The following is a 26,769-nucleotide window of genomic DNA, read 5'->3' as shown; positions in this document are numbered from 1 at the left end:
GTCACTCTTCCTCCTTCTCCGATGTTCCTGAAGTTCCTGGCGGCTCTGATTCATGCTGTTTCTGAGGTTGGCCTTGTCTTCTGCTCGGTTCTTTGCCGAACATTGCAGGCCGCGTATTCATCGCCCACCACGGCACCCTTATGAACACATCCTTTAAGTTGCTCTTCACGAGCGGCGAGAACGGCGTCAGATACGGAACGCCGAATGACCGTAATCCCGACAAATGCGTCAACAGGACCATCAGTCCGGCCATAATTCCAAATACGCCGAAGGAGCCCGCCAAGATCATCATTGCGAACCGTATAAGCCTGGCCGAGGTACCCATATTGACCGCGGGAATAACGAAACTGGCAATGGCTGTAAACGATACGACGATAACCATGGCCGCTGAGATCAAGCCTGCCTGTACGGCTGCTTGTCCGATAACGAGCGCACCGACAATCGATATCGCGGGTCCAATAATGCGCGGCATCCGAACCCCCGCTTCGCGCAATATTTCGAACGTCAGCTCCATGAGCAGCGCCTCGATGATCGCCGGGAATGGAACGCCCTCCCGCTGCGCGGCGACGCTGATCAGCAGCGGAGTCGGAAGCATTTCTTGATGAAACGTCGTAATGGCAATATACAGCGATGGCAGCAGCATAGAAACAATGAACGAAACGAAACGAATGATCCTAAGGAAAGTCGCTATATCATAGCTTTGGTAATAATCCTCGCTTGATTGAAAGAACTTAACGAACGTTACGGGAGCAAGCAAGGCGAAGGGCGTTCCGTCGACAATAATGGCTACCTGTCCTTCCAACAAACCGGCAGYGATCGCATCGGGCCGCTCGGAGTTTTGGACAATGGGAAACGGCGAATATTTTCTCTCTTGAATGAACTCTTCGATATAGCCGCTCTCCAGAATGCTGTCGGTATCGATTGCGTCCAATCGGCGATGAATCTCTGTCACCACCTTTTCCTCAGAAATTCCTTTCATATAAGCAATTGCAATCGTTGTCCGTGTCTCACGACCGATTATTTTGTACTCGATTCGCAGGTTAGACGATTTGATTCTCGTGCGCAGAAGAGAGATGTTCGTCGAGATGCTCTCGGTGAAGCCTTCTTTCGGCCCTCTGACAACGGTTTGTGTACTAGGTTCCTCCACGCCACGCCGCTCTCCGCCGCTCGTATCTACCGCAATGGCTCGATCATAACCGTCAAGCAAAACGACTGTATACCCTTCCAGCATGGCGACGTCGATATCGTCCAGCGTCTCCAGCTTGCGAATGCTTCCTACAGCCAGCGTGCGGTAGATGAGCGCTTGAAAGGGATCACCCTCTCTTGCCAATGCGCCTTGCTCTCTAGGCTCCGACAGCATGCTGTCTATAAGCAGGTTGACGCTTGTCTTATCCGATATGCCCGCAATTGACATAACAGCAGCTTCGCTCGACTCGAATAGATGCATACGCCGTATTAAAATATCCGGCCCCGTACCGAGTGTCTCTTGCGCGTAACGAATAGTAGCCTCGATATCGCTAGATAGCCGCTTCACTTGCTCTGTATCTTGAGAGCTTGTTTCGTTACTCCGTTTCTTCATGATTATGCACCTTTTCATTCCATCTTTTTTTGACGAGCACAACAATCAGTAGCAACAGTGGAAAAGCAATCTGGAAAATAGGAAAATGGTATTTCACGTTAAGGTTGAAGCCAAACGACACCTGTTCCATGTAGCTTTTGAATATGAAGCACGACCCCAAATAAATCGCTGCGCCTACGATCAGCACCGCATACGCCTTTGAAAGCTTAGTCATATAACGTACGGCAAGCACCGCGCCCATATAATAAGCAGTCAGCTTGAAATAAACACCCGTAAACAATAGCAACGCTACGAAAGGATCGATGCGCTCCAATATTTTGGCGATTTGTATGAACGTCGTCATTTGCATGAACGGTATTGTGATAACCGGAGCCAGCTTGCCAAGCCCAGCCCATATGAGCAGATTCGTTGTCATAATGAATAAACCTGAGAACAGATAACATTTGATCGTAATGCTTACCATGTGATGGCCTTCTTGTTCGGCATATTTCCAGAACATCAGAAACAAAATCAATTCTCCGAAGGGAAATGAAATAAGCCCAGGGAACGCAGCTTTGAGAATCGGCTTCAACCCTTTGTCCATCACCGGAAGCAAGTTGTCGAACTGAAACAGATCGGCATAGGCGATAATGAGAAACAAGATGACGTAGATCGCAATAACGAGCGGTAATATAAATTCAGCCATGCGAAAAAAAACGCCAACCCCGCTCATGACGGTATAAGCGGCCATCGCACAAATAATAAGCATGAGGACACTAATCGGGGTGTTCGGCAAAAGCAGCATCRACGTCAAATCTCCGAACTCTCTGACGTTTCTTATGGATTTGTAGCAGAAATAGAAGACATACCCCAACGACAGCAGGAAACCGATATATTTGCCAAAATGATCGTTAATGATTTCGATAAGGTTGCTATTCGGCGCATGACGGAAAATCATAAGGTTAACGCCCCAGAGCAGGGCAAGTCCGCCCAGCATACCGACGAAGACGGCCAGCCATGCATCATTGCCCGCATCGCTTGCAAGCAAGAACAACGATGAGCTGCCTATTAGAAACAAAACGATCATCGATCCTAACTGATTCAGACTAATTCGCTCCAACCCGCTCCCACCTTTTGCGTTTGTCGTAGCTGCAATCCTTAATTTGCCACCAATCATGGAAATTATTCGCATCCAAGAGCATATGCGTACTTACTGCGTGCTTTCGAAGTGACGCCAAATAAAAAGAGGCCAACCAAAGCATTCTGGCTGACCTCATAAATAAAGGGCCTACCCGACGAATAGAGTCGGCATAGGCCCTTTAACATTTAAGCGTGCGTATGATGTTTGCGCCCCGGAATCTCGCCGGTCGCTTCGAATACACGTACGATTTCGTCGATTTCCTTCTTGAGCTCGTTCAGCAGTTCTGCTTCCGGTACTTTACGAATCATTTCCCCGTAACGGAACAGCATCCCTTCGCCGCGAGCGCCGGCAATGCCTATGTCCGCTTCGCGAGCTTCGCCCGGGCCGTTAACCGCGCAGCCGAGCACCGAAACCTTGATCGGCACCTTGATCTTCGAGATATAGTCCTCGACCTCATTCGCGATCGAGAATAAGTCGATATCAAGACGGCCGCAGGTTGGACAAGAGACCAGCGTCGCTGCGTTCGTAATCAAACCGAAGGTCTTGAGCAGCTCGCGAGCGACCTTAACCTCTTCAACCGGATCTGCGCTTAGGCTGATCCGAACTGTATTGCCGATGCCAAGCGCCAGCAATGCGCCGATGCCTGCCGAGCTCTTGATCGTACCCGTGTGCAGGGTGCCCGCCTCGGTAATGCCAAGATGCAGCGGATATTTGATCTTCTCTGCTGCCATCGAGTAAGCCGCTATCGCCATCGGTACGTCGGACGCCTTAAGCGACACGATAATATCATGGAAATCGAGCTCTTCGAGAATGCCGATATGGAACAAAGCGCTCTCGACCATCGCTTCCGGCGTTGGATAACCATACTTCTCTAGCAGATGGTTCTCCAGCGAGCCGGCGTTGACGCCGATCCGGATCGGAATGCCCTTCTCCTTGCACGCTTTAACAACCGCCTCAACCTTCTCGCGGCGGCCGATATTGCCTGGGTTAATACGCACCTTGTCGACGCCGTTCTCGATCGCCGCAAGCGCCAAGCGGTAATCGAAGTGAATGTCAGCAACTAGCGGAATATGGATGCGTTTCTTAATCTCCTTAATCGCATCCGCCGCTTCCTTGTTATTGACGGTTACCCGGACAACCTGGCAGCCAGCCTCCTCGAGACGCAGTATTTCAGCTACAGTCGCTTCCACATCGGCGGTCTTCGTCGTACACATGCTTTGAATGATGACTTCATTGCTGCCGCCGATCGTCAGATCGCCGACCTTCACCGCTACCGTATCTTGACGTTTGTACATATTACCAATCTCTCCCATGAACGTCAAAGTCCACCCCGCAAGCTTATGGCGAAAAAAGCCGCAGCTAGCAAGGTGGAAACAATGACGGTAATCTCGCTCTATATCATACGTTTGTTATTTGAAAAGGTAGCTTACGCGCTCTCTTCCTTTTTCTTGCCCTTCTTCGCCGTCAACTCAGGCATCATCTTTTCCTGCACGGATTGCTCCGTAATCAGGCAGTTCTGCACATCGTCACGGGAAGGAACCTCATACATCACTTCCAGCATGATGCCCTCGATGATCGCACGCAGGCCGCGCGCGCCGGTATTACGCTTAATCGCTTCCTTCGCGATCGCATCAAGCGCAGCCGGTTCGAAGTCGAGCTTCACATTATCCATCTCAAGCAGCTTCTGGTACTGCTTCACGAGCGCGTTCTTCGGTTCGGACAGAATCCGAACGAGTGCCGGCTCATCAAGCGGCTCCAAAGTAGAGATAACCGGCAGACGTCCTACAAACTCAGGGATTAGCCCGAATTTGAGCAAGTCTTCAGGCAATACCATCGATAGGTATTCGCCCGGTTTCAAGTCCTTTGTCAATTCGCCAGTGGAGTTGAAGCCGATAACCTTCTTGCCGATACGGCGTTTGATCAATTGCTCCAGGCCGTCGAACGCGCCGCCGCAAATGAACAAAATGTTCGTCGTATCGATCTGAATGAACTCTTGATGCGGATGCTTGCGTCCGCCTTGCGGCGGAACGGATGCAACCGTACCTTCTAGAATCTTCAGCAATGCTTGCTGTACGCCTTCACCGGATACGTCGCGCGTAATGGACGGATTCTCCGATTTGCGGGCTACTTTATCAATTTCGTCGATATAAATAATACCGCGTTCCGCTTTCTCAACATCATAGTCGGCGGCTTGAATAAGCTTGAGCAAAATGTTCTCTACGTCCTCGCCTACATAACCAGCTTCCGTAAGCGAAGTCGCATCCGCAATCGCGAACGGAACATTCAGAATTTTCGCCATTGTTTGAGCCAATAGCGTCTTACCCGAGCCTGTAGGGCCTAGAAGCAAAATATTACTCTTCTGAAGCTCGACATCCTCGATCTTGCTGCCGGAGTTGATCCGCTTGTAGTGGTTGTAAACCGCAACGGACAACGATTTCTTAGCGAACTCTTGACCGATAACATACGAATCAAGAATAGCGCGAATGTCTTTCGGCTTCGGAATATCCTTCAGATCAAGCTCTTCTTCGTTACCGAGCTCTTCTTCTACGATTTCCGTGCATAGCTCGATGCACTCATCACATATATATACGCCGGGACCGGCTACCAGCTTGCGCACTTGATCCTGCGACTTGCCGCAGAAAGAACATTTCAACTGGCCTTTTTCGTCGTTGAATTTGAACATGGAATCACCCCTTCAATTAAATCGTTACACTACAGGCGAAGTAATGACTTTGTCGATCAGACCGTAAGCGAGTGCGTCTTCCGCGCTCATAAAGTTGTCGCGGTCGGTATCGCGGTCGATCTTGTCATAAGGTTGACCCGTACGTTCAACGTAAATATTGTTAAGCTTCTGCTTTGTCTTCAAGATCCAGTCCGCGTGAATCTTAATATCGGACGCTTGACCACGAACGCCGCCAAGCGGCTGGTGAATCATGACTTCCGCATTGGGAAGCGCGAAGCGCTTGCCCTTCGCTCCCGCAGTCAGGAGAAGCGAACCCATACTTGCTGCCATGCCCATGCAGATCGTGGACACTTCAGGCTTAATATATTGCATCGTATCGAAAATACCCATACCAGCGGTTACAGATCCGCCAGGAGAGTTAATGTACAGATGGATGTCTTTCTCCGGATCGTCGGCCGCCAGGAACAGCAGTTGTGCAATAACGGAGTTTGCAACGTCATCATCAATTGCGCTCCCAAGGAAAATGATGCGGTCCTTCAGCAAGCGGGAGTAAATATCGTAAGAACGCTCCCCGCGGTTTGTTTGTTCGACTACGACAGGTACCAGATTCATGCGACCAACCTCTTTTCGTTTATGGCTTTAAGTACTTCCTTATTGTAACACGTCATCGTAGTGATGTCATTTTTCCAATAATACAGTATACGATGTCGGCCGTTCGATATGTACGGAGATTAGCCTCCGAGTCAAGCACATTTTCATATGTAGGGTCAAAATAAGGCACGTATATTACGCGCCTTATTCTGAGGGTGTTGCTTATGTTGTTGTAGATTGATTATGCGTATTAAACCGTTTTGCTGTTATCAAGCAAGAATTTGATCGTTTTGCGAAGCAATACGTCCTCTTGCAGGTTCGCAATGTTGCCGTTGCGAGTGAAGATGTCGCGCAGCTCTTCTGCTGGGCGGTTGTACGATTTGGACAACGTCTCAAGCTCAGCCGTCAGATCTTCTTCGCTTACGGAGAAGCCTTCAGCTTTCGCGATTGCGTCAAGCACCAAGTTGTTGCGAACGCGTTTCTCGGCGTCGGAACGCATTTGCTCGCGAAGCACGGATTCGTTCTGGCCAGAGAACTGGTAGTACAGATCCATGTTCATGCCTTGCATTTGAAGACGGTTCTCGAAGTCTTTGATCATGTAGTCCGTCTCGGTTACGATCATCGCTTCAGGGATTTCAACTTCGGCAGCCGCAGTAGCTTTGTCAACGACAGCAACTTCGCGGGCTTGCTCAGCTTCTTTCTCTTTGCGCTCTTTCAGCTTGCTGGACAAGTCTGCTTTGTACTCGTCAAGCGTGTCGAACTCGCTAACGTCCTTCGCGAACTCATCATCCAAAGCCGGAAGCGACTTGCGCTTGATTTCGTGCAGTTTAACAGCGAATACCGCTGCTTTGCCTGCAAGGTTCTCAGCATGGTAGTCTTCAGGGAACGTTACGGTAACGTCCTTGAAATCGCCAAGCTGCATGCCGACTACTTGATCCTCGAAGCCAGGGATGAACGAGTTCGATCCGAGCTCAAGGGAATAACGTTCTGCTTTGCCGCCTTCGAATGGAACGCCGTCAACGGAACCGTCAAAGTCGATAACCGTGATGTCGCCGTTCTGAGTAGCGCCTTCTTCTACAACCGACAATTCAGCGTGGCGTTGTTGCAGACGCTCAAGCTCGGCCGCAATCTCTTCTTCTGTTACTTCAGCCGCTGCTGCTTCAACTTCAAGGCCTTTGTATTCGCCAAGCGTTACTTCTGGCTTAACGATTACTTTCGCTTTGAATTTGAACGATTGGCCTTTGGCGAATTGCTCAACATCGATCTCCGGACGGTCAACCGGCTGAAGATTGTTCTCGTTCACTGCTGCTGTGTAAGCGTCAGGAAGAAGGATGTCGATTGCATCCTGGTACAGGCTCTCCACGCCAAAGCGGGATTCGAAGATACCGCGAGGTACTTTGCCTTTACGGAATCCAGGTACATTCACTTTACTTACGACTTTCTTAAACGCTTGATCCAGCGCTGTTGCGACTTGCTCCGCTTCAACCTCAACATCGATAGACACGATGTTCTTGTCTATTTTTTCCCAAGTTGCTTTCATTTTATGCCTTCCCCTCCAAAATTGCACGTACTTCGCTTATTTTCACGTTCCATAAACCATTCCATTATAAACAAGATGGACGAGCTTTTCAAGGCTGAGGTTCATCTGGCTCTGACGGCTGCAATACCGCAACCTGCCTAAGCGCTCTGCAAGCTTGCTCATATTGAAATCTTAACGATTCGGTAATGCCGTATGTATCGCGTATATCATCGTCGTTCGCCGATCCGTATACGGTCAGCAATAGCGTAAGATGTAGCGCCGCAGCAAAGCAATCGACGGTTCCTTCATCTTCTCTAAGCATCCATTTGTAAGCCGCCGTCCCATACAAGAACTGCAGACTTTCCTTCCAAAGCTCTTTGGCAAAATGAGGCAGCGTCGGATCATCGACTTCGGCCACCTGTTCAGCCCGCTCCAAAATTTGGTTGATTTGACTCGGAAAGTCGTCCAAAGAGAGCGGCGTTTCGTCGAGCTCCAGCTGAACTTGCTCATCGAGCCTTTCAATTGTCAAAGAGCCTTGAGCACCGCGCTTTCGCAAGCATTGCAGCGCTTTGAATTGCACGACTGGATGAACCGGCTTCGTTACGAGCCAATTCACAATCGTCGCGTCCACCTGTTCGCTTTGTATGTATGCCGCTCTTTCAAGCGCAAGCATCTGCTGATCAATCATAGGATGATTCTGCATAATGTACATCACTTGATTAATGTATGTCTCATCCTGCTCAGGCGGGTTCAGCAGCTCCGCGCGAATCGTATCCTCGCTCGGCTCCTTCTCGGGCATCGCGAGCACATAGCCTGTACCGTCGTCTCCGCCTCCTCCTTCAGGAAAAGCCATATCGAGCCATGTGAGAAGACTGTTCCACTCCTCATAGTGGCGTTCGTCCTCCCCTTGGCATTGCAGCAGGAAACGCAATAGCTCCTTAGCCTCCCCGTACTGCTCCGATTCCAGCATTCGGGTAAGATGAATTTGATAATGATCCAGCATGCTAGGGAACAAATATACGTTATCCTTGTTGTCGCCTTGTGGGTCAATGGGAGTTGTAATGCTAACACCGCCTTCGTATACGCCATCTCATGCTTCTCGCAAGCTTGCGTAAGATTATACCACGGTCTGAGGAAAGAAAAAAACAAAAGCTGCTAGAAGACCGCTCGGCAGGTGCAACCAACTATTTTTTCGACAAAATCCAAAAAATGACTTGCAATACTAAAAACGTTCATGTTATATTATTACTCGTGTCCCAGTAGCTCAGCTGGATAGAGCAACGCCCTTCTAAGGCGTCGGTCGGGAGTTCGAATCTCTTCTGGGACGCCATAACGTTCAGATACGTCACGATTGATAAATATCAAAATGCTCCGAAATCCTTGATTTATATGGGATTCGGAGCATTTTTTATTCCTAGCACTATCAGCGAGAATGCGATTAGAAACGATAAGTCCTGATTTTTTTTTACACATGATTTACACATGCTCGATTTGTGCAGGAAGTACGATCACTAAAGTCGAATATCCTTGCTATTAGGAGGCGAGGTAATGATTGACGAATATGTTGGACTTGTCGTGATCGTTGAACTAGATACCACCGAATTGCTTGAAGGGCTATTTGAAAAAATCGAGGACACAGAAATTACAGACTGTTATAAAATTCGAAATGGATCAGAAGTTTGGATAGTTCCTCGTCACGTTATTGCTAATGTGACTCCTGTTTCCTCTTTTGGATTCACGATGAAATAAAAAACAGTCCTCTACCTTTTAGGTCGGAGGGCTGTTTTTATTTCATTAGGTCGTGCCGGTACTATTTTAATTTTTTCCCCAGGTCCATGGCTTTGGCTTATCATCCTCATTGCAATATAAGATTTTAAACAACCTGTCTGCTTTCGTCCACTGCAAATATCCTTTGCATACGAGTTCATTTACTGCAATTTTTATTTTAGATTTAGAGCGCTGAGTTCTAACGCTTATATATTGAAGTGCTTCATGATTAACCATGAATGGGTCGTACCTTTTTTCATTCCATAGAAATGTAAGGGTTTTTCTTGCGGTATCTGATAAACGCCACTCGTCCATGTGCATACCTCCGACGCGAATGTATGTTCTCATTTTAACAAACATTCCTTCGAAAACAAGAGAAACCTCCAACTTATTGGTCGGAGGCTTCTTCTTTTACATATTCGATGAGCTCTGAAACATCTTCAATTCCTAATGAAATCATGACCTTCTCTAGATTCGTGGGTGACCAAGTCTTCGATTGATTGTTTATCATATCATCAATCGTGTTCCAACGAATCCCCGTTGCTTGGCTCAATTGTCTTGCATTAGTTCCCTTTTTAAGTATTATCTCAGCAAGCTTCAATTTTAACATTTAATAATCACCTCGATAAGAATATACAACATCCTTTTGATTATTTCAACGATTTTCGTTGACATTCAACGATATTCGTTGTATAATAAGAATATAAGGAGGTGAACAAGAGCATGAAGAAAAAAAGAAAGAAACAGCAAGTAGATAATCGAGCAGTAATCATCACGCTAGTGACGGCAATCATTAGCCTGACAAACTCGATTATCGCCCTCATCGTCACACTTAGCCACTAAGCAGAAACCGAAGGTCTTGACTCTGAAAGAGTCAAGACTAACGGGACGGTGAAGTATAAGGGACTGCTGTTTCTTCTTCTAATAATTATATCACAAAGGAGATGTAAAGATGAAATCGACTAAATCGTCTAAAATCTTAGTTATCTCTCTTGCACTTAGCATTGCTGCCTGTGTACTGAGTGTCGTTAGTTTGGTGATTATGTTATTCAAGTTATAGTACGAAACGTGCTTATATCCATGCAACAAAGCACAATTAATAAGCCTGTCGACATAACCAGTCAGCAGGCTTATTAACGAAAGTCCCAAGCGATTGGGATTTTAACATAGTCCCCGCGCTTTGATAATGATATAGGTCTTGTAATATTTCTCGGGAGGGAATGTATATGGTAGCAAGTCGTAAGAAGTCATTTTATAAAAAATGGTGGTTTTGGTTTGTAGTCATCGTTATCGTAATAATAGGCTCTTTTGGCAATAACTCCAATGAAGCTGCCGATCTTGTTAAAGGTAACTTAAATGAGACATCTGCAGCAGAAGCTCAAATACCTATTAAAGCAGCGGTGGTAAATAGTTCGGGTACAGAGGCAGCGTTACCAGAGTTCGAAATAATTAAAGATGAACTAAATGATGCCGGCATTTCACATTTAACATTAGTCACTGCTAGCAAGGATAAGAAAGAACTAGAAAAACTTGTCCAGCACGCTTCTGAATTAGCATTTGATAAGGGTGAAGAGGTTCAGTCTGTATTTGTATACATCTTAGAAAAAGACAACACTTCATCAGCCTACCTCGCAACAGGCAAAAAGGCTTTTACCAATAAAGGAGAAGCACAAACAAATGTGAAAATAGGTGAGGTTGAATTCAAATCAAATCTCGAATAAAAATGAAACCCACCGACCGCATTCAAGCACTCCCCTTATAGTAGACATTAGAAAAACCCATATGGAAAACCGATGATACTTTAAGGATATACTTTTATGAAGCATGAGCGTGTTGAATAAAAATCAATTATTAGAACAGGACTTCATTAAGCTAACGGGCAGATTTGTTCTATATCCTGTGTTAAAATATAGCAAGTCGAAAAAAATAAGGGGGGCAATATGGACGAACAAACATTTTTAAGAACAATGATTGAGACAGTAAAGTATGATGATGACTATAAAAATAAGGATGAACTACTTGGTATTTTAAGAGCCTCCATGATCACGTATCGTAAAACAAGTGATTACACGAGGATTTCTAATCAACGTAAGGAATATTTAGACCTACGGGTACCAGTACCGATGTTGAAAATAGCAAAATCATTAATAGGCCAATTTGAAAAATTAGCGGCAATAGTATATATAGAAACGCCAGAATATTCGTTTTGGGGATTACACATAAAGCCTAAACCTGTTGAGCTTGATAATATTGAAGCAATTGAACATGATGCTTTCTTTGACGATATAAAGGATACAATTGTCCAAGGAATTCGAAATGCAAAATACACTATTTGGATTGCTGTAGCCTGGTTTACTGATACTGAAATATATGCAGAATTATTATTAAGAAAAAAAGCTGGTGTTCAAGTTCGAATTATTACTTCCGATGAAGAGTCAAATGGATTCTTGATAAATAAATTGGAGAGTAATTTTGAAACCGTGAAGGTACCATTGTCAGGTACAAATAGGCTTCATGATAAATTCTGTATAATTGATTTTGAGTTTGTAATGCATGGTTCATATAATTGGAGTAAAAATGCTAGAAATAATGATGAGACATTAGCTACTGCACTTGACCGAGACTTTGTAAGGAAGTTTGCAGATGAATTTATGAGGTTATATGTGGAACATAAAAACTTAAACTAACAGGGAACGATAGTTCAATGATTGAAGCGGCGGACCAGAATTGGGTCTGCCGCTTTTTCAATAAACAGTTCATAGGGCTCTTTTCATTGTCTAAAATATTGGGCCTTGATCACATTAGTCAGTGGGTTTCGTTATTTTAATCCAGCAATCCAAGCCGATCCAGTATGACGGCAAGCCGTTCAATTGTTACAGGTTGACCGAGACCAAGTATGCTCGGTGCGACTCCGGCGATAACGTTCGCTTTCGCCGCCTTCTCAATGGACTTCACTGCCCAGTGGTTATCCGGAACATCTTTAAAAGTTCCAGTCCCAAGAGATTTATCCTCATTAGGGAGAGGATCGTTTTTCTTCTGTTCTTTCTCAATCGCAACCAAAAATGCTTCCCAACTTCCGGATCTACTTCGGAATAATTGAGGGCAGTTTTTACCGCTCCATTTGTTATGCTGGACAACTGCTGTTACTTGGAGGTCAGTTGCATCAAGTAAATACGCAACAAGCATAGCTGCATTTGCTTCGACTAAATTGCGATTAACTCCAGCATTTTCGCATAACTCGATTCCGATTGTTTTGCGATTCCCTGGACCATTAGTGCCGTCCCCTGCGTGCCAACCGCTCTCGGTAATCGGTAGATGCTGTATAATCTGCTTGTCATCAACCGTGAAATGCCACGATACAGGCGAAGCGGCAGCAGCATCTCCTTTAAGATATAGAGCATGGTTGGCCGCATCTGCTGTAGAAGCAGTGTTTCCGGTCCCGTGAATTGTGATATATTCGGCTTTCAATGCATAACCCGGCCTATTCTTTCGTCCCACTGGAATAATATCTTGTTTGATCGTCAGTTTGTCCATTGTTTTGATCTCTCCCTGTTTTACAATTAGGGCAGCCCCTAGCTTCCGACCCCAGCCTGTCTCCTGCGGCCACACATAACAGCTTCCTCCGCCGTCAGCGTTAAGTGCGTCTATGCTTCCCAACTTTGCCATTAGCGCCGCCAACTCACCCAGCGTCAGCTTGTCGTAAGTTCGGACGATGACCAGTTTTCCGGATGCTGTCACGCCAACCGCTGTCCGAAGATTCGCACCGCGCCATATGTCCGTGCCGAGCTGATCCCGCGCGATTCCCTCGGCGACAACATTCTTCCCGCCATTGAGCAGTGGTGGCGATCCTTGCAATGCCCAAACCGCACCCGCTGGCGCCTTGCCAATATGAACGGTCTTGTCCGGCAGCATGTAAAGCTCATCCCGCGCTACAGTCTTCGGTATATCGCCGTTTACTATCTTGCCACCGACGATGACGCGCCCGATAGGCACGCCTGTCGTGGTGTTAGCGTAATTGAAGTTAAGAGCGATGTCCGCGACTTCGCGTTGCCCCATCTCTTTCACCGTCAATCCGTTTTGGTGCGCGGCATACGCATCGTCAACGAGTGGATCTATAACGGCATACGCAACATCAAAGCCGGTTACCTTTGCGCGCTGCAGCTGCTTACTCATCGCTCTCAGCACGCTCTTTTGCCTGCTTAATGACCTGATGCCCATAAACAGCAAATGCGCCGACCAGCACACCTTGAATGACCGCCACGGCACTAAAGCCAACAAACCATATCGTCAACAGCACCGCGATCGCCGTGACAATATAGACGATCGTCCAGTTAGGTACTCCGGGTGTATCCTTCAGTACATATCCAATCACCCAGCAGGCAGCGACGATAATCAATAATTTGGGATCAATAAGTTCAAAAATAGCTGACCATTCCATTCAAATCATCCTCTCTTAATCGGCTTAAGAGCCGTGTGGTTTATCCATCCGATCTAGGCGGTGATGAGCCTGCTTCGCTGACTCCTCGACTCTCGTAACTCGCTCCGAGAGTGCATCAAAGCGACGGCCTTGATCTTTCATTTCAAGCCGCATCTCATCTACACCGCGTTTAATATAGTCGACATCTGTCTTCATTGTTGCACTGTTTCCTGCGTCATTTCTCGTGTTTAGCTTGATCGCTCGGTTTTGACCAATCCAACCAAGGACGATCCCGCTAAGTATTCCAGCTGCCGAAAATAGCATCATGATTGATGATTGGTCCATGTTGTTCCCGTCCTCCCCAAATAAAAGAGCCTCCGACTATTCGGAGGCCCCATATGTTTCGCCTGTGATTTCTTCGTACTGCAAAGTTGTAATTTTGTTTCCGATGACGAATGTTGCCACGTTGTTGACCGTGTAACGACCTGCATCATAATGACGTTTTATGATTCCGAACCAGTCCATTAAATAACACCTCTTTCGACTAAAGTTAGGATGAGATTTGCTTGTTCCGTTTGCGACTGCTCAAGCGCTATTTGTGTATCGATGAGTTCTAATGCCATAAGGGCATTTTCAGCTTCTAGTTGAGCAATTCGCACTTCCGGCGGTGGTTGTGGCGGTACATAACTCGCATTCAATGTAAAACCATCTACCTCCGTATAGCAAAACTTTTGCGGTTCCCAATCCGAAGGTGTCGTAACATCAAAGTAGGTGAAGGCTGTTTCAGGGTATATGCAAGCTCTAATCGTGCCCTTTTCAGCAAGAATGCCTTGTTCAATAATTTCGACAGTTAAAGCACTAGCGAAAACCACGTCATTTTCTCTGTGTACGATTATCATACAATCACACTCCATTAGTCATAATTCTTAGAAAGCAAGAATCCATTTGTCAGTAATTCTGTATTACTTCTCGGAGACCCTATGAAAGCTTTCTCCGACATAACTGCATTGGTGATTATGCCAGCTGAATCGAAGTAGTATTTGTCAGACACCCTTAATCCGCTATGAACTTTGGAGACGCCGCTTAGTAGTACTACTCCACTTCCCTGATATATACCGTAAATCACTCCGGTGCCGTCATAGTTCGAGATTGTGCCATTGGAGTTAAGCTTAACTACCCTACCTACAGTAGCAGTTCCGCTTACGGCATGAGTTCTCGTAACTTGTCCGAGGGTAGGAGTGGATACTCCGTTCATACTATTTAGGCCGAACATAAATACTTCAGTAGAGCTTATGACTATACCAATTGGCTTTTCCTTTACAGTAGATACTGGATAGCCATACTCATCGCAGTAAATCAGAGTACCAGCGCTAAGTCCTGTAGGCCAAGAAGATACAATACCGTTATTAAACTGTACCGAAACTACCCCACCACTATAGGCCGTTACAATTCCCTGAGGATCTTGAACATCAGTAACACCACCAGAGAACACGTTATTCACCACTTTAAACAAAGTAGCCCATTGAGTCGTACTGCCAGAACCTCCGAAAGTATGCAGCCACATAAACTTTCCTGGAGCCATACGTTGAAGCGCATAAGAATTGGCTACTCCTGTTCCAGGTGCCCCCGCTGGAGTTGGTATGGATAGCGAGTTACTACTTACTATAGTGACTGTCGTGGCGCCAGGCGGAATATTAACGATAAGTCCCTTAATAGTAGGAGTTGTGGAATAATGATTTATTGTAACCAAGATTGTATCCGGATCATTGGAATCTAATTGTGCAATGTCTATAGTAGTGACAGGATTAGAATCGAGAACAGCGCTGGTCGAAAATGTAAATGAAGCGCCATCACAGATAGTATAGTTTGAGGTGCTACCCGGTCCTGCGTAGAAAATTCTATCGCCAGACAGCTTATGGGCAATAGCAGGACGATTACTATTAGAGGTGCCCAATGATCTTGAACTTCCTCCTGCGACTGTAACTACATTAGAAGAATTTGTTGCCCACTTAATAAAGTGGTGAGAGTCTGTTGTTGAACTTGGCTTTACTATGGAAATAACAGACCCGTCGCTTAGTGCAAATACATCAATACTTTGAGGAGGAGCGGACATACTTGTAACATGTAAAGTAATCGGTCCTGGTGTTACTGTATTATTTGCGTTTAATGTGAACGCAATAGCGCCAGTTCTGTACGTAGGTACGGAATTAAGATAATAAACGAATACACAAAGGAATCTTCCAGGAGCAATTGAAACGATATCCGATCCGTAAATATCATAAGTTGCGCTGGACATTTCCCCTAGCACCGGAGTAGACAAGTAAGTGAGTGTCCCGTTAACGTAGCTATAGAGTAAAAATCTAATTTGATGAGCATTAGTGCCGTTAACCCCTACATTAATCATTACAGCAAAAAGATTCGCCCCAAGCCTGACCAATTTCCCGTAATATGATGGCTCTGGCAGTACCATGGGTGTGCCCAATTGAATTGTGCCAGCTATGATGGAGAATGGGATAATCTGTTGAGTAGTTGTATTTAGACCAAGTGCAGCTAATATCACTCCCTTATCCTCTTCCATATAAAGGATATCGCCGTTGTCCTGATTTGTCGTAGTGGTCTGAATGGACTGCATCAATCCAGATATATAGGTAGCCGCCGTTTTCTTAGCGGATCCGTCCGTATTGAACTCGACAAGATCAAGTACTGAGGGTACATATCCGGAAGCTGGATTATACGTGTTATTGATACTCGCTTCCCCGCCGTATGTCCCTTCCATACCGAATACGTTTACGCCAGACCTGATATTGGCAGCAATAAAATCAGCATCGCTATATTGAACTGCGTTACCACCGTTATAGTAGCCTTGCGGAGCTTGAATAAATACTTTTCCAGGCTGAGAGCCAACAGCAGTCCCAGCGACGTCAGCACCGCCAGCTGTTCGATCCACCATGGTGCCAGTTACTGCTGCGCCGTTTACAAAAGCCTTACGACCAGTAAATATTTGAGCTGCCGTAGCTGGAGCAGTAGCTTCCGCTGTATTAACAACGTTGGGGTTGCCTACTACTCCGAAGATATTAACGCCTGCTTTAATATTTGCAGAGATTAGATCAGCGTCGCCTTGAACGATTCCTGCCCCGTTGTGATATCCCTGTTGGACGGTTTGATTAGCCGTGCCAGGTAGAATATTTACAGCACCACGATTTTGCATCGTGCCAACCTTGCCGGGGCCGCTATCATTACTAAACGTCTTACCACTAAGTACATCGGCAGGTTGCGCGTTTCCACTGCCTAGTACAATGCCACCGATGTTATTGGCCATCTCTTCGAACGTATCATCTGCCGCCGTCGGTATGCCTTTGCCAGTGATCGCGGCGGCAAGTATTTCTTTCCCGTCACTGACAGATGTAAAAAGCTCCGAGATTGCCCCCGCTGTGTTCTTCGCCGTTGTCGGTAAGCTTGCCATATCACCAAGAGCAGCCTCAAATTCCTGAGTCGTTACAAATACTAGAGAACCGTCGATTACCGCGCTGACGTTAGCAGCATTACCAGTCAAAACTGTAACAACGATATGAGACTCAACGACATCAGCGCCGCCGCCCGGCGGAATATAGTCTGCCGCCGATCCTGCGTTTCCGTAACAATAAAGAATCTCCCCGAGGTCGGGATCATTGGCAAACACGCCGAGCTCGCGGAAGTAAAAACCCGTTGTTATCTCGCTATTCGAATAGCTTGTTCCTACAAGTGCCTTCCCGCCTGTTTGCGGTGTCAGTCTTGTAATGGACAGGTTCTTCTTCAAGCTGATCATTGCCGTTAGGTTCGGAATTGTCGTCCCGCCGAGGTTGCCGTCGCCCATTGCAACCTTTGTGTACTCGAGCGGAGCACCTGCCTGCACTTTACCTTGTAGCGCCAACCCTCGATTTGTAAGAACCAACCCGTTAAAAGCGCCCATTATATCACCTGCTTCACGTAAATGTATTTTCCGATATGGACTGCTGTACCAATATAAAGCTGCATATCGTCTCCGGTCGTTAATTCAACAGCCTCTAGCCAGCTTCGCGCATTCTTGACCGAGTTGATCGCCGCTAGAAATTCAGCCGCTTTTCCTGCGGTCGCCTCCGGATCACTTGTTACAACCTTGAAATAACCGGGATCTCCGCCGTATTGGAACCATTCCTGCACTTCCCCAATACCGAAAATTGTCGCGATTAGCTCCTCGACAGCACTCGGTGTGCCCTTTCGTTTATGCCTTGCGTAGCTCTGCTTCACGAGTTGCCGCCGCTGCTCGATTGGCAATGAATAATCGTAAAAATCGACTTTATACTGCCAAGCAAGTTCGTCAGCCTCGTCCGAGGTCAAGCTATCAAGACGATTGATGTAGGTCAGATTGTCGATCTGCTGAGTCAATGCCGCGAGCTCGCCGTCAATAGCCTGCGCCGCCGCCGCAATGGTAGGATCATTCCTAATGTTCGGCGGCAAAAGCTGCTGCAGACTGACGTTATGAATTTCAATCATCTGTGAGCCCTCCATACGTGGCAGTAATGACGTCCGCAATTGCGACCTCGTTGTAATCGACATCTGCAAATGCCGGGCTTGTGATGTTTACTCTGTGCGCCCCAGCTTGCATAATTCGCATGGTCAGCTCAGAGGGATTAATGTTTCGTCCAAGTTTACTCTTTTGCCAAAGCACATAACCGTCAATCGCGGCGGCTACTTGCGCTTGTATTATGGCCGTCTCGCCGATCCGCTCCTGCGTAATCCAATAGGTGAGGGTGATGTCGAATTGGACCGCGCTGGGCGCTTCGACCGTAACCAGATCACTCAGCGGGCGACGCGTGCGGTCATTAACAGCAGTGTCAACGAGCTCTAGCAGACCCTGCGTCGGTATCTCGCCGCCTTCCAACAGCGGCACGACTACAACCTCGCACGGCGCTGGAGAGTGAACGGCCACATCCACAATGGACGAGCTGGCCGATTGAGCCCAATACTTGTATGCTCCACTCGGGCCGGCAACTGAAAACGACTCAGGAGCGCTTCGAATCCGCTCCCTGTAAGCGTCATCGTCCTCTATGTCTGCACCGCCGGAGCTGCCAGATAGATTCGTCACGCTCGCCACATAAGCGATAGGGTCAACGATCTGATTGATCTGACCGGATACGTAGCCATTGCCGAGCGTACCTGCCTCCGTACAAAGTGCAAGGACGTCTGCCGTCATCGATCCAGGCACTATTTGCACAAGCGATGATGTAGCAAAATAACGTTTTGGGTCGCTGGTCGTGCCGGCCCGCGTGCCTGCTGGTATAGTCACGGCGGACGTCTGCGGAGCCGATAGCGTAAAACGAAGTGTAACCACCGCCGCCGCTGCTGGAAGCCGCCCGGCGTCCGCGAATGCGCCCATATGGTCCAGCAACGCACCGCTCGCATACCGTAAATAACCTTGTTTGGCCGTGAGGTTAATTAATGTCCGCTGCTGGACGATGAGACTTGCAAGAGATAACAAAAAGAGGCGTACAGGGTCGCCCGGAGAAACGGTGCGGCCGCTGATCGCCTCAAAAGCAATAACGAAATTATTCGTCGTTTCGTTCACATCATTGCTCACGAAATCAATTTCAGGTAAGTCACTAAGGGCCGTCATAGGTTGCTGCCCTCCTCTCTAATGCTAATCTGTACAATCGGCTTCAGTTGACCGGTGCCGTGATCCTCTTCGAACAATAGCTGAAGCACTTCAGCTCGCGGCTCGTATGTCTGAATCGCGGTAATGACTGCACCCGTCAGCCGTGCTTTTGCAACAGCTATCGGTTCGTCAACAAGTGTGAGCTCTATGCCAAAATTTCGATCAAGCGGCACACTGCCTTTGGCGGTACCGAGGATTGTCCGGATATTTTGAATGATTTCTTCCTGTAGTGAAGGATCCAAAACAATAGGCACTGATGTGGTTGTGATTTCGATCATGGGACATACTCCTCCAAATTGATCGTAACGGTTGCCGCAATCACATTCCCCGCGCTGTCGATCGTCTCTAAGGATTGATCAAGACCGGTTATAATCCAAAATCCTGTGCCAAAGCCCTTCCCCCCGACGATCAATGCATGAGCGCCCGCCTCACGCTCCATATTTCGAAGAACGTCCATTTCTTTTCGTGGATTAAGACCATACGCGACATCGAAACGCATCGTAAACGAGATCGTATCAAGCCCTTGCCCAACATACTGCGTCAATGGACGGCGCCCGATTACATCATGTTTTGCCCAGCGGCTCGCTGAGGTCCGCTTCAAGTCATCAAATGTTCGAAGTGTCTCCCCGGATACGACGAATACGACCGGGCCAAAAGAACCTAGTCCGCTCACGGAATCAACCCCCCGTGATTAATTGTGCCACTAACCACAAGATCGCCTTCGATGTGCACCTTGCTTGCTGCTTTTATCTTGAGCTCGCCGGCAGCCTTGTCATAATAGACATGGCTACCATCAGCGAACCAAGTTCCATAGCGTGAAGGAATAACATTCATCGGAGGATCATGATCGTTATAATACGATCCTAAGCAAATGCCAGCTCCCCCTCCGAACAATAGACAAAGCGCGCTTGCGCCTACCTCCGGTAAGGCGTATACGCCAGGCGTAACCAGCAGCGGCAATTCCGGACTGACAAGATCGTCTGAATCCGGGAATGTGACCCTGACCGCTGCCAAAGCAGCGTTAACCGTTGACACCTTCCCTACTTTGATTTGACCGTACATTTTACCACCCCAATACCCTCCTGATTTCAAGCCCGGTCGTAAAGCCGCTGCCGCCGACGAAGTGCGTTGCCCGCTCAATAATGTATTTCCCGTCATACCGACCCCAGCCGGACAGGTCTATTGTCAAGCCTGCCGCCATTCGAATGTTGCCCACTAGCGAAAGACTGGCTCGGCCAAAGTTCTTGTTTTCATCCCGCAACCGGTTCCGTGCGACCCTAAGCGCTTCCGCTTCTGATCCCACATTCTCGTTTACCTTGAGGACAGGGCCGCTCGCTGGCGCTCCCGGCGGCGTGTACAGCACCTTATACTCCTTGCCTTTAGCTGAATCGCTATAGGTTAGCTGACAAGCACGGTATGCGGCTAGGCTTGCGCTCCATTCAAATCCATAACTAACGACCGATCTGCCTTCTCGGGTCAGCGTAGCGACTGCCGCACGATTCTCATACGCAGCCTCGTCGAAGAGGACGAGATTTCCGGAAGCCGCCTTAACCGCAATGCCCTCTTTAATGCAAAGGTCCACGATAAAGGCTAGATCGGATTGATTAGACTGCTCGAGACGCTCATAAAGCGGATTGTCCTCGACCTCGTATATCAGTTTTAACTTGGAACGCTTCGCAATTTCGTCGGCAACGGTCTTTAGCCGCACCTTCTCCCAGCCCTTTGTGCGTGATTCTCGCCTTACAGCAGTGCCCGAGGGTAACGACAACGCTTTGATTTGCACAACGTCAGGCGGCCCGCTGAGGCTCACAGAATCGACCTCGAATGTACCGAGCGGCAGGCTCTCGATTTCATTGCGTCCATTCCAATCGATCGTTCGGATGCTGGCTGCAATGGTATCGCCGTCCACTGGATTCCACGGACCCTGCCACTTCCGTTCCCGATCCTGCAAAGAGATTTGTAAATCGTCAATTTGCCCCGATGGATTATCGGTATAGGATAGGTCGAGCAGTGATGTCGCAATCGAGCTGGATATATCGTGGCCGTTGTAGGTAATAACTACTTCTGCTCTACGTGTCATCCGATCACCTCTTCCACGGCGGCAAGTCGGCTGATGTCGCTGCTGGGGTCTCAGGTGCTGCTAATACAACACCTGAGGAGAATACGACCGTATTAGCGTGCTGCGGATTGGTCGCAATCAATTGCCCCATCATCAGCGCGGATCCATAAAGCTTGTAAGAGATTGCGTCCCAGGTGTCGCCTTGAATTGTTGTGTATGTCATGTCATCGACACCCGCCTTTGTTGTCGCTTGTATTCATCAAATTGCCTTGCAAAGTCCTTGTGGTTTTGGCGGTCCATCTGTTCAACTGCCGCTTGATCAACTGTTCCTTGAAAATGGTAGACAGGACTGTAGTTGAAGTCGCCTCCACCGCCACCTTCGGTCGTCATACCCATTGAGGAGTTTGCAGCTTGAAGGAGACTGCGACTCCGCTGGCTGTTATTCTCAGGAATGACCCATTCGTTGTGCTTACCTTCGCCAATCCATGCTAGCTCTGGCCGTGTGATGTATCCCCCTTCAGCGTATCCATTGATTTTCGGAATCTCAGGTATACTGAGCCCAAAGGTTTGACCGCCGAATACCGGCACCCATTCAGGAATATCGATTGAGATCCCATTAATAGCACGAATTGCGACATTGATCGCATCAATGGCCATGTTAATCGGGAATGAGAGGATTGAGCCTAGCGTGTTGAATATTCCTTCGAATATGCCGGCAACTCCTTGCCACGCCTTTTCCCAATTGCCCGTGAATACGCCAGTTATAAAATCGATAACGCCTCCGAGAATGTCAAATACTCCGCTGAGAACGCCACCGATCATCTTAAAAGCATTAACGACGATCGATTGTATGATCGGAAACACGAAGTTAAATGCAGCAAAGAGTGCATCAAGGACCGGTTTAACGAAATTAAATATATCCGTTACCGCACTACCGATTTTACTTGCAATCATTTGAATCTTCGGCAATAAAGCTGCAATGACTGCCGATATCTCAGGCATGACCTCTTTAGCGATGAAATTAAAGATTTTCGCAAGCACTGGCCACAACTTGGAAAGTAAATAGGAGACGACAGGCATGATTGCAGAAATGACGGTTTTAAACACCCGTTGCATGGTCGTTGCAATGCTGATGACGACCGGAATAATCTGCTTGATAACACTGCCAATGGAGCCGATCACCTTCATGACGTGCGGGCCGATTGTATCCCAAACCTTCAATGCAAAATCTCGGAACATAGCGAAATTGTCCTTGAGAGCATCAATGTATTTAAATAGCCCTGATTCAGAATCACCAGCACTATCGCCAATACTCCCGAATACCCCACTAACAATTCCCGAAATTTTTTCGAATGCTGGACCAATGGCGTCACCGATTTTACCAAACCACTCTTGTATTAGCGGCATCTTATCTTGCAACCAGCCGCTAAGCTTCTCCAGTAATGGCAAAGCAGCGTTAGCAATTGGTAGGAGAATACCGGTCTGAAGCTGGCGGCCAATTCCCGAGAATGCTTTGCCGATCGTATCGTATTTAACTTTTGATATTTGACCCATCGTGTCCTTGGTCATATCAAACTGGCTTCGTGCCGTGCCCATTGCCTCGATGACGCCTGCTTCCAAATCTTCGAATTGCGTCCCGAAGAGACCGACGCCGATCGCGTTCTTCTTGACTGGGTCCTCGATGGAAGAGATCGCTGCAGCAACAGTGCGAAATGCCTCTTGTGCTGCTGGACCTCCAGCGGCGAACGTCTGGCTCATCTTCTCGGCGTTCATACCGAGGGAGGTGTAAGCGTCGACGGAAGTCTTGGACATATCTTTCGATCGGATGTTAAATTCCTTGACCGCATCCCCAACCTTGTCCAAATTAAAAGCGCCAGCTTCTAAGCCGGCGCCAAAGGTGTTGAACATTTCGTCTGCTGAGAATCCTAGCGTTGCGAAATGAGGAGCATATTCGTTTGCGCTGTCAAGCAGCTCGTTAGATTTGTTCAATCCATTCTGAGCCCCTTGAGCAAGTAAAGCGTATGCCTGATCGCTCGTAACTCCGAAGTTCTTCATCATCGTATCGGCTGCTTTGACGCTTTCCGTAACATCTTCGCCGAACGTGTCACGGAATGCTACAGCATTACTAGTCGTTGCCTGGAGCGCCGCACCGGATTGCTGAGTGACCTGCTCCACCAAACTAATTGCTTCAGCCACATCGTAAATGTTTTCACCCTGACCCTTGTTATAAAGATTCTGTGCGACCTGACTGAAGTCTTTCATTTCGGATTCCGTCGCTCCGGTTGCAGCTGCTACTTGAGCCATGGCCGTTTGATACTCATCAGCAAAGCTGTAGACAGCTGCCCCAGCCATACCGATCCCTGCGCCAACAGCAAGAGCAGCGCCACCGGCAAGCATGGCAGCTCCGCCAACTATGCCTAGTCCACCCGGGCCACCACCAGCACCACCGCCGCCGCCGCCGCCGCCTCCACCGCCGCCGTTCGGGCCTCCAGCATTTTGCAATGCGCGCATGCGCCGCTCAAGTTCTTCAACCTCGCGTAAATATCGCGTCATGTCATTTCCGAACATGTTGCCCGGCATACGGATCGTAGCAATCTGACGGAGGTTTTGGAGCAATCCTCGCGAATTCTGAACAGCTTCACGAAGCTGCGTGTTCATGTCACCGAACATGCCGTTCGGGATCGGGTTATTCCGGATCTCACGGAAGTCTCGCTCAAGGTGCTGTAGACCTTCTCGTAACGGCCGGACAAGATCACTAGAAAGACGAATTGCGTTAATCGATCGGGCCTTCGTCTCGATTTCAGCAAGATCATGCAACACCTTAGTCATATTGCTTGTATAACTACCCTCTAGCTTTGCTGCCAACTCGAAGGCTATTTTATAAACCTTACCGCTAGCCAACTACTTCACCTCGCTTTCGGCTTCTTAGCAGCTTCTGCCCACTCATAAAGCTCTTCGAGAGGCAGCTTCATAAAGTAGGGGATTGGAGTGCTTAAAGCCGAAGAAAGGGAGGCGATCAGCTTTCGCAGCAATCGCCCCCCTTCATTGTCTGCCAATCCTAACCGAGCAAAAAATTTTGTGCCAACATCGTGACCTTGGAGAAATCTTTTGCTTTCAGCTTGTAGATAACTTCAACCGGTTGCTTTGCTGCCTTTGCAACGATAAGTGCGAGATACGGCTTTGCAAGCTCCTTTATAGGAGCGAAGTCATTATTTTTTGCCGCTTGTACGTTGTACTGACGATCTGCTGCAAGGATGTCTTCTGCATCCATGTTGTCAAAATCCAGTTCAAGCTCCGTAATTGTTTCATCACCGTCGTTAATCGGTTTTTGTAATGTATAAATTTCCATAGTGATCCTCCCTTATTTTCCGAGCGCTGCGCGCTCAGCTGCAAGATAATCGACGCCGTCAATAATGCAAATGGAATTAAATTTATCAATCTCAATCCAAACCTTGCCGTCAACAATAACCTTCAGATACGTCACCTCAAATTCGTTCGAGGTGTCTGTAGTAGCTCCGACCTCAAACTTACCGAGCGAAAGTGACTTTGGAGTAGCACGAACCGAAACTTTGGTCGGTGTAGTGCTGTAATTTCCAGTAGCCGAATCAAGCGTCTGCTGCGCTGCGCGAAAATCGATAGCGTGAGATTTTGGAGCTGACAGCTTGATAGCTGCCGGATCGATCGTACGCCAGTTTAGTGTGCAACTCATGCTGCCATAATGACCGATCGTAGGCGAATCAATTTCACCCGCAATACCCGCGCCTTTAATTGTTTCCGTTAACGCCTCAAGACTAGGCAACTCGACGTCAGCAACGCCAAGGTACGTCGAACCGTCTAAGTAAACGGAATAACCAGTGATCTTCTCAGGAATCTTCATCTTAGTTTGGCCTCCTTACCCTACAAGAGAGCCGAGATAGCTCGGATCGTACTCGAGAGTGAAATTGATTTCTTGAGCTGGCGACGGTGGCGTCAGAAATACGTGGAATTGAAGCTTACCTGTAAGGATATCCCCTTGAGAATTCTCAGAAGCGTTAAACTCCACACGTCCACCTAGAAGTGCTCCGCTCGCCGTTAAGCCGTTGAGCCAAATATTAAGCGAATCAGTGATCGTTTCAATAAGTCGCTTGCTCATTGGGTCGTCTACTTTGCTCCAGTAGGTAAGTACGATTGAGTTCGAAACCCAATCGAACATACGCCGTACCGATATGAATGAATCCTTTGGCTCAGCACTGTCCGGAAACGCCCCTGTATGATTCCCCCACGACTTCCATCCACCGACGAAGTTTATCGCTGTCGTAACCCCTTGCGCATTAAGTGCGAGCGCCTGGTCCTGCCCAAGGAATACTTCCGAACCGTCAGACAACACCGTGCCGTCTATTTTGAGATCCTTATTAGACGGCGAAGCATATGGAATGCCGCCATATAGTGCATCTGTAGCGCCGATCGCGCCGGCCAGCCTCGTCGAAAGGTGATATTGTTTACCCTTATACGTAGCCTTCGGCCATAGCGCGGACTGCTGCGGCGCCGTATAGTTGTTATCAGCTTTCCAGTCTCCCGCCTCGGTAAACACGTCCACGCCACCGGAACCGGTTGGCAGGTCCGTCAGCGCGAATGCTTTGAAATGGCCGTTGATGTTGGTTGCTTTAGCGACCATGACCGCAGCGACTGTCGGATCTGTCGAATATCCCGGTGCAAGCAGAAGGTTCGGAACGATCCCGAAGCGCGGAAACACTTGGTTGATGAGCTCCAAGCCTGTTAGCTTGCCACTGCTTCCGTCAACGCCGCCGATGATGTCAGTACCGTCCACGGCAACGGGATTTAGCTTGTCGTAACCGACTTGCAGCGTTGCAGCGTTCAACGGAATCGCACCAGATGCCTTGCGCGTGATGATGATCATTCCAGCGTCGTTAAAAGCTGCTGAATAGTCGGTGTTTTTCACATAAGTCGTCGTTCCATCCGACGATTTAACGACCACCGTGCTAAGCAGTACGCCTTGTACATTTAACGTTAGAACGCCTGCATCCATAGGCACGCTAGCAGGAACGACCGTTGTCTTATGCTCTGCTGGATCCAACACGTTGATAAACACGACCGGAGCGAGACCGAAATGGCGGAAATGGCTATCCATTACTTCACAAAGGGTATATGATGCGAAATCATCGGAATAACCAAGCGCCGCTGCTGCCTCCGCGAATGTGCGGGCGAGTATTGGCACGTTAACAGGCAGGGTAGCTGCCGTTGAAAGGTTGATTGGTGCCGTGCCGATGACGACCGGAATGGCCGAAGGGATTTGCGTTGGAGCAAGCACGGAGCGAGACTGCTCGCTTACCGTGACGCCGTGAGCATATGTCATTATATTGGCC

General features: G+C 48.0%; 30 protein-coding genes and 1 tRNA gene. 4 read left to right on the top strand and 27 right to left on the bottom strand.

Features of this window, described 5'->3' with window-relative positions:
* Nucleotide 1 precedes the first annotated feature (1 nt).
* The 7 genes from AB4Z33_RS16865 to AB4Z33_RS16835 form a co-directional block, all read right to left on the bottom strand.
* Nucleotides 2-1,579, bottom strand: a complete 1,578-nt coding sequence (locus tag AB4Z33_RS16865; RefSeq protein WP_442051017.1) for a spore germination protein — start codon at nucleotides 1,577-1,579, stop codon at nucleotides 2-4.
* Nucleotides 1,563-2,678, bottom strand: coding sequence for a GerAB/ArcD/ProY family transporter (locus AB4Z33_RS16860; RefSeq protein ID WP_442051016.1), 1,116 nt, complete (start codon nucleotides 2,676-2,678; stop codon nucleotides 1,563-1,565). The genes AB4Z33_RS16865 and AB4Z33_RS16860 overlap by 17 nt, the downstream gene beginning before the upstream one ends.
* A 206-nt stretch (nucleotides 2,679-2,884) precedes the next feature.
* Nucleotides 2,885-3,994, bottom strand: a complete 1,110-nt coding sequence (ispG, locus tag AB4Z33_RS16855; protein WP_442051015.1) for a flavodoxin-dependent (E)-4-hydroxy-3-methylbut-2-enyl-diphosphate synthase — start codon at nucleotides 3,992-3,994, stop codon at nucleotides 2,885-2,887.
* 131 nt (nucleotides 3,995-4,125) lie between these two features.
* Entirely contained in the window at nucleotides 4,126-5,382 is a 1,257-nt protein-coding gene (gene clpX, locus AB4Z33_RS16850) for an ATP-dependent protease ATP-binding subunit ClpX (RefSeq protein ID WP_337099564.1), read from the bottom strand.
* A gap of 24 nt (nucleotides 5,383-5,406) precedes the next feature.
* The gene (gene clpP, locus AB4Z33_RS16845; RefSeq protein WP_337099565.1) at nucleotides 5,407-5,994 is read right to left on the bottom strand and encodes an ATP-dependent Clp endopeptidase proteolytic subunit ClpP; all 588 of its coding nucleotides are present in this window, start codon (nucleotides 5,992-5,994) and stop codon (nucleotides 5,407-5,409) included.
* Between the two features lie 229 nt (nucleotides 5,995-6,223).
* The gene (gene tig, locus AB4Z33_RS16840; protein ID WP_442051014.1) at nucleotides 6,224-7,513 is read right to left on the bottom strand and encodes a trigger factor; all 1,290 of its coding nucleotides are present in this window, start codon (nucleotides 7,511-7,513) and stop codon (nucleotides 6,224-6,226) included.
* 88 nt (nucleotides 7,514-7,601) lie between these two features.
* Nucleotides 7,602-8,495, bottom strand: a complete 894-nt coding sequence (locus AB4Z33_RS16835; RefSeq protein WP_442051013.1) for a hypothetical protein — start codon at nucleotides 8,493-8,495, stop codon at nucleotides 7,602-7,604.
* Nucleotides 8,496-8,745: 250 nt separating this feature from the next.
* Between AB4Z33_RS16835 and AB4Z33_RS16830 the strand changes: the two genes are divergently transcribed.
* Both AB4Z33_RS16830 and AB4Z33_RS16825 read left to right on the top strand, forming a co-directional pair.
* A tRNA-Arg gene (locus AB4Z33_RS16830) sits at nucleotides 8,746-8,822 on the top strand.
* A gap of 218 nt (nucleotides 8,823-9,040) precedes the next feature.
* Nucleotides 9,041-9,241 carry a hypothetical protein gene (locus tag AB4Z33_RS16825; protein ID WP_442051012.1) on the top strand — a complete coding sequence of 67 codons (201 nt, stop codon included), beginning with the start codon at nucleotides 9,041-9,043 and terminating at the stop codon, nucleotides 9,239-9,241.
* 66 nt (nucleotides 9,242-9,307) lie between these two features.
* Here AB4Z33_RS16825 and AB4Z33_RS16820 read toward each other — a convergent pair whose 3' ends face one another.
* The gene (locus AB4Z33_RS16820) at nucleotides 9,308-9,574 is read right to left on the bottom strand and encodes a hypothetical protein (protein WP_442051011.1); all 267 of its coding nucleotides are present in this window, start codon (nucleotides 9,572-9,574) and stop codon (nucleotides 9,308-9,310) included.
* A gap of 73 nt (nucleotides 9,575-9,647) precedes the next feature.
* Nucleotides 9,648-9,869: a helix-turn-helix domain-containing protein gene (locus tag AB4Z33_RS16815; protein WP_442051010.1), complete on the bottom strand. Its 222-nt coding sequence runs from the start codon at nucleotides 9,867-9,869 to the stop codon at nucleotides 9,648-9,650.
* Nucleotides 9,870-10,485: 616 nt separating this feature from the next.
* Between AB4Z33_RS16815 and AB4Z33_RS16810 the strand changes: the two genes are divergently transcribed.
* Together AB4Z33_RS16810 and AB4Z33_RS16805 are read left to right on the top strand one after the other, a co-directional pair.
* Nucleotides 10,486-10,980: a hypothetical protein gene (locus AB4Z33_RS16810; RefSeq protein WP_442051009.1), complete on the top strand. Its 495-nt coding sequence runs from the start codon at nucleotides 10,486-10,488 to the stop codon at nucleotides 10,978-10,980.
* Between the two features lie 219 nt (nucleotides 10,981-11,199).
* Complete coding sequence (locus AB4Z33_RS16805; RefSeq protein ID WP_442051008.1) at nucleotides 11,200-11,946, top strand: phospholipase D-like domain-containing protein; 747 nt, start codon at nucleotides 11,200-11,202, stop codon at nucleotides 11,944-11,946.
* A gap of 136 nt (nucleotides 11,947-12,082) precedes the next feature.
* Here AB4Z33_RS16805 and AB4Z33_RS16800 read toward each other — a convergent pair whose 3' ends face one another.
* The 18 genes from AB4Z33_RS16800 to AB4Z33_RS16715 all read right to left on the bottom strand — a co-directional run bounded on the left by AB4Z33_RS16800 (nucleotide 12,083) and on the right by AB4Z33_RS16715 (nucleotide 26,759).
* Nucleotides 12,083-13,444, bottom strand: a complete 1,362-nt coding sequence (locus tag AB4Z33_RS16800; RefSeq protein WP_442051007.1) for an N-acetylmuramoyl-L-alanine amidase — start codon at nucleotides 13,442-13,444, stop codon at nucleotides 12,083-12,085.
* Nucleotides 13,425-13,697 (bottom strand): phage holin family protein, encoded by a 273-nt coding sequence (locus tag AB4Z33_RS16795; protein ID WP_442051006.1) that lies wholly within the window; start codon nucleotides 13,695-13,697, stop codon nucleotides 13,425-13,427. The genes AB4Z33_RS16800 and AB4Z33_RS16795 overlap by 20 nt, the downstream gene beginning before the upstream one ends.
* A gap of 24 nt (nucleotides 13,698-13,721) precedes the next feature.
* Entirely contained in the window at nucleotides 13,722-14,021 is a 300-nt protein-coding gene (locus AB4Z33_RS16790) for a hypothetical protein (protein WP_442051005.1), read from the bottom strand.
* A gap of 36 nt (nucleotides 14,022-14,057) precedes the next feature.
* A complete protein-coding gene (locus AB4Z33_RS16785) occupies nucleotides 14,058-14,201 on the bottom strand; it encodes an XkdX family protein (RefSeq protein ID WP_442051004.1) in 144 nt (47 codons plus the stop codon).
* The gene (locus AB4Z33_RS16780; RefSeq protein ID WP_442051003.1) at nucleotides 14,201-14,575 is read right to left on the bottom strand and encodes a hypothetical protein; all 375 of its coding nucleotides are present in this window, start codon (nucleotides 14,573-14,575) and stop codon (nucleotides 14,201-14,203) included. Before AB4Z33_RS16780 ends, AB4Z33_RS16785 begins: the two co-directional genes overlap by 1 nt.
* A 14-nt stretch (nucleotides 14,576-14,589) precedes the next feature.
* Nucleotides 14,590-17,472, bottom strand: coding sequence for a hypothetical protein (locus tag AB4Z33_RS16775; protein WP_442051002.1), 2,883 nt, complete (start codon nucleotides 17,470-17,472; stop codon nucleotides 14,590-14,592).
* A 152-nt stretch (nucleotides 17,473-17,624) separates the two neighbouring features.
* Complete coding sequence (locus tag AB4Z33_RS16770; RefSeq protein ID WP_442051001.1) at nucleotides 17,625-18,188, bottom strand: phage tail protein I; 564 nt, start codon at nucleotides 18,186-18,188, stop codon at nucleotides 17,625-17,627.
* A complete protein-coding gene (locus AB4Z33_RS16765) occupies nucleotides 18,181-19,308 on the bottom strand; it encodes a baseplate assembly protein (RefSeq protein ID WP_442051000.1) in 1,128 nt (375 codons plus the stop codon). Before AB4Z33_RS16765 ends, AB4Z33_RS16770 begins: the two co-directional genes overlap by 8 nt.
* A complete protein-coding gene (locus tag AB4Z33_RS16760) occupies nucleotides 19,305-19,625 on the bottom strand; it encodes a GPW/gp25 family protein (protein ID WP_442050999.1) in 321 nt (106 codons plus the stop codon). The genes AB4Z33_RS16765 and AB4Z33_RS16760 overlap by 4 nt, the downstream gene beginning before the upstream one ends.
* The gene (locus tag AB4Z33_RS16755) at nucleotides 19,622-20,020 is read right to left on the bottom strand and encodes a phage tail protein (RefSeq protein WP_442050998.1); all 399 of its coding nucleotides are present in this window, start codon (nucleotides 20,018-20,020) and stop codon (nucleotides 19,622-19,624) included. Before AB4Z33_RS16755 ends, AB4Z33_RS16760 begins: the two co-directional genes overlap by 4 nt.
* Nucleotides 20,017-20,409 (bottom strand): phage baseplate assembly protein V, encoded by a 393-nt coding sequence (locus AB4Z33_RS16750; RefSeq protein WP_442050997.1) that lies wholly within the window; start codon nucleotides 20,407-20,409, stop codon nucleotides 20,017-20,019. Before AB4Z33_RS16750 ends, AB4Z33_RS16755 begins: the two co-directional genes overlap by 4 nt.
* Before the next feature lies 1 nt (nucleotide 20,410).
* Complete coding sequence (locus AB4Z33_RS16745; protein ID WP_442050996.1) at nucleotides 20,411-21,427, bottom strand: phage late control D family protein; 1,017 nt, start codon at nucleotides 21,425-21,427, stop codon at nucleotides 20,411-20,413.
* Between the two features lie 4 nt (nucleotides 21,428-21,431).
* Nucleotides 21,432-21,629, bottom strand: coding sequence for a tail protein X (locus AB4Z33_RS16740; protein WP_442050995.1), 198 nt, complete (start codon nucleotides 21,627-21,629; stop codon nucleotides 21,432-21,434).
* On the bottom strand, nucleotides 21,626-24,235 hold the full coding sequence (locus tag AB4Z33_RS16735) for a phage tail tape measure protein (RefSeq protein ID WP_442050994.1): 2,610 nt from the start codon (nucleotides 24,233-24,235) through the stop codon (nucleotides 21,626-21,628). Before AB4Z33_RS16735 ends, AB4Z33_RS16740 begins: the two co-directional genes overlap by 4 nt.
* Before the next feature lie 77 nt (nucleotides 24,236-24,312).
* Nucleotides 24,313-24,462, bottom strand: a complete 150-nt coding sequence (locus tag AB4Z33_RS16730) for a hypothetical protein (RefSeq protein ID WP_442050993.1) — start codon at nucleotides 24,460-24,462, stop codon at nucleotides 24,313-24,315.
* Nucleotides 24,463-24,464: 2 nt separating this feature from the next.
* Nucleotides 24,465-24,755, bottom strand: a complete 291-nt coding sequence (locus AB4Z33_RS16725; RefSeq protein WP_442050992.1) for a phage tail assembly protein — start codon at nucleotides 24,753-24,755, stop codon at nucleotides 24,465-24,467.
* Between the two features lie 12 nt (nucleotides 24,756-24,767).
* Entirely contained in the window at nucleotides 24,768-25,283 is a 516-nt protein-coding gene (locus AB4Z33_RS16720) for a phage major tail tube protein (RefSeq protein ID WP_442050991.1), read from the bottom strand.
* Between the two features lie 15 nt (nucleotides 25,284-25,298).
* Nucleotides 25,299-26,759, bottom strand: a complete 1,461-nt coding sequence (locus AB4Z33_RS16715; protein WP_442050990.1) for a phage tail sheath family protein — start codon at nucleotides 26,757-26,759, stop codon at nucleotides 25,299-25,301.
* Between the last annotated feature and the right edge of the window lie 10 nt (nucleotides 26,760-26,769).

Source organism: Paenibacillus sp. 2TAB19 (assembly GCF_052115185.1).
Classification (GTDB): domain Bacteria; phylum Bacillota; class Bacilli; order Paenibacillales; family Paenibacillaceae; genus Pristimantibacillus.
The sequence above is the reverse complement of the archived record's forward strand: the minus strand, read 5'-3'. Positions and strand labels throughout refer to the sequence as shown.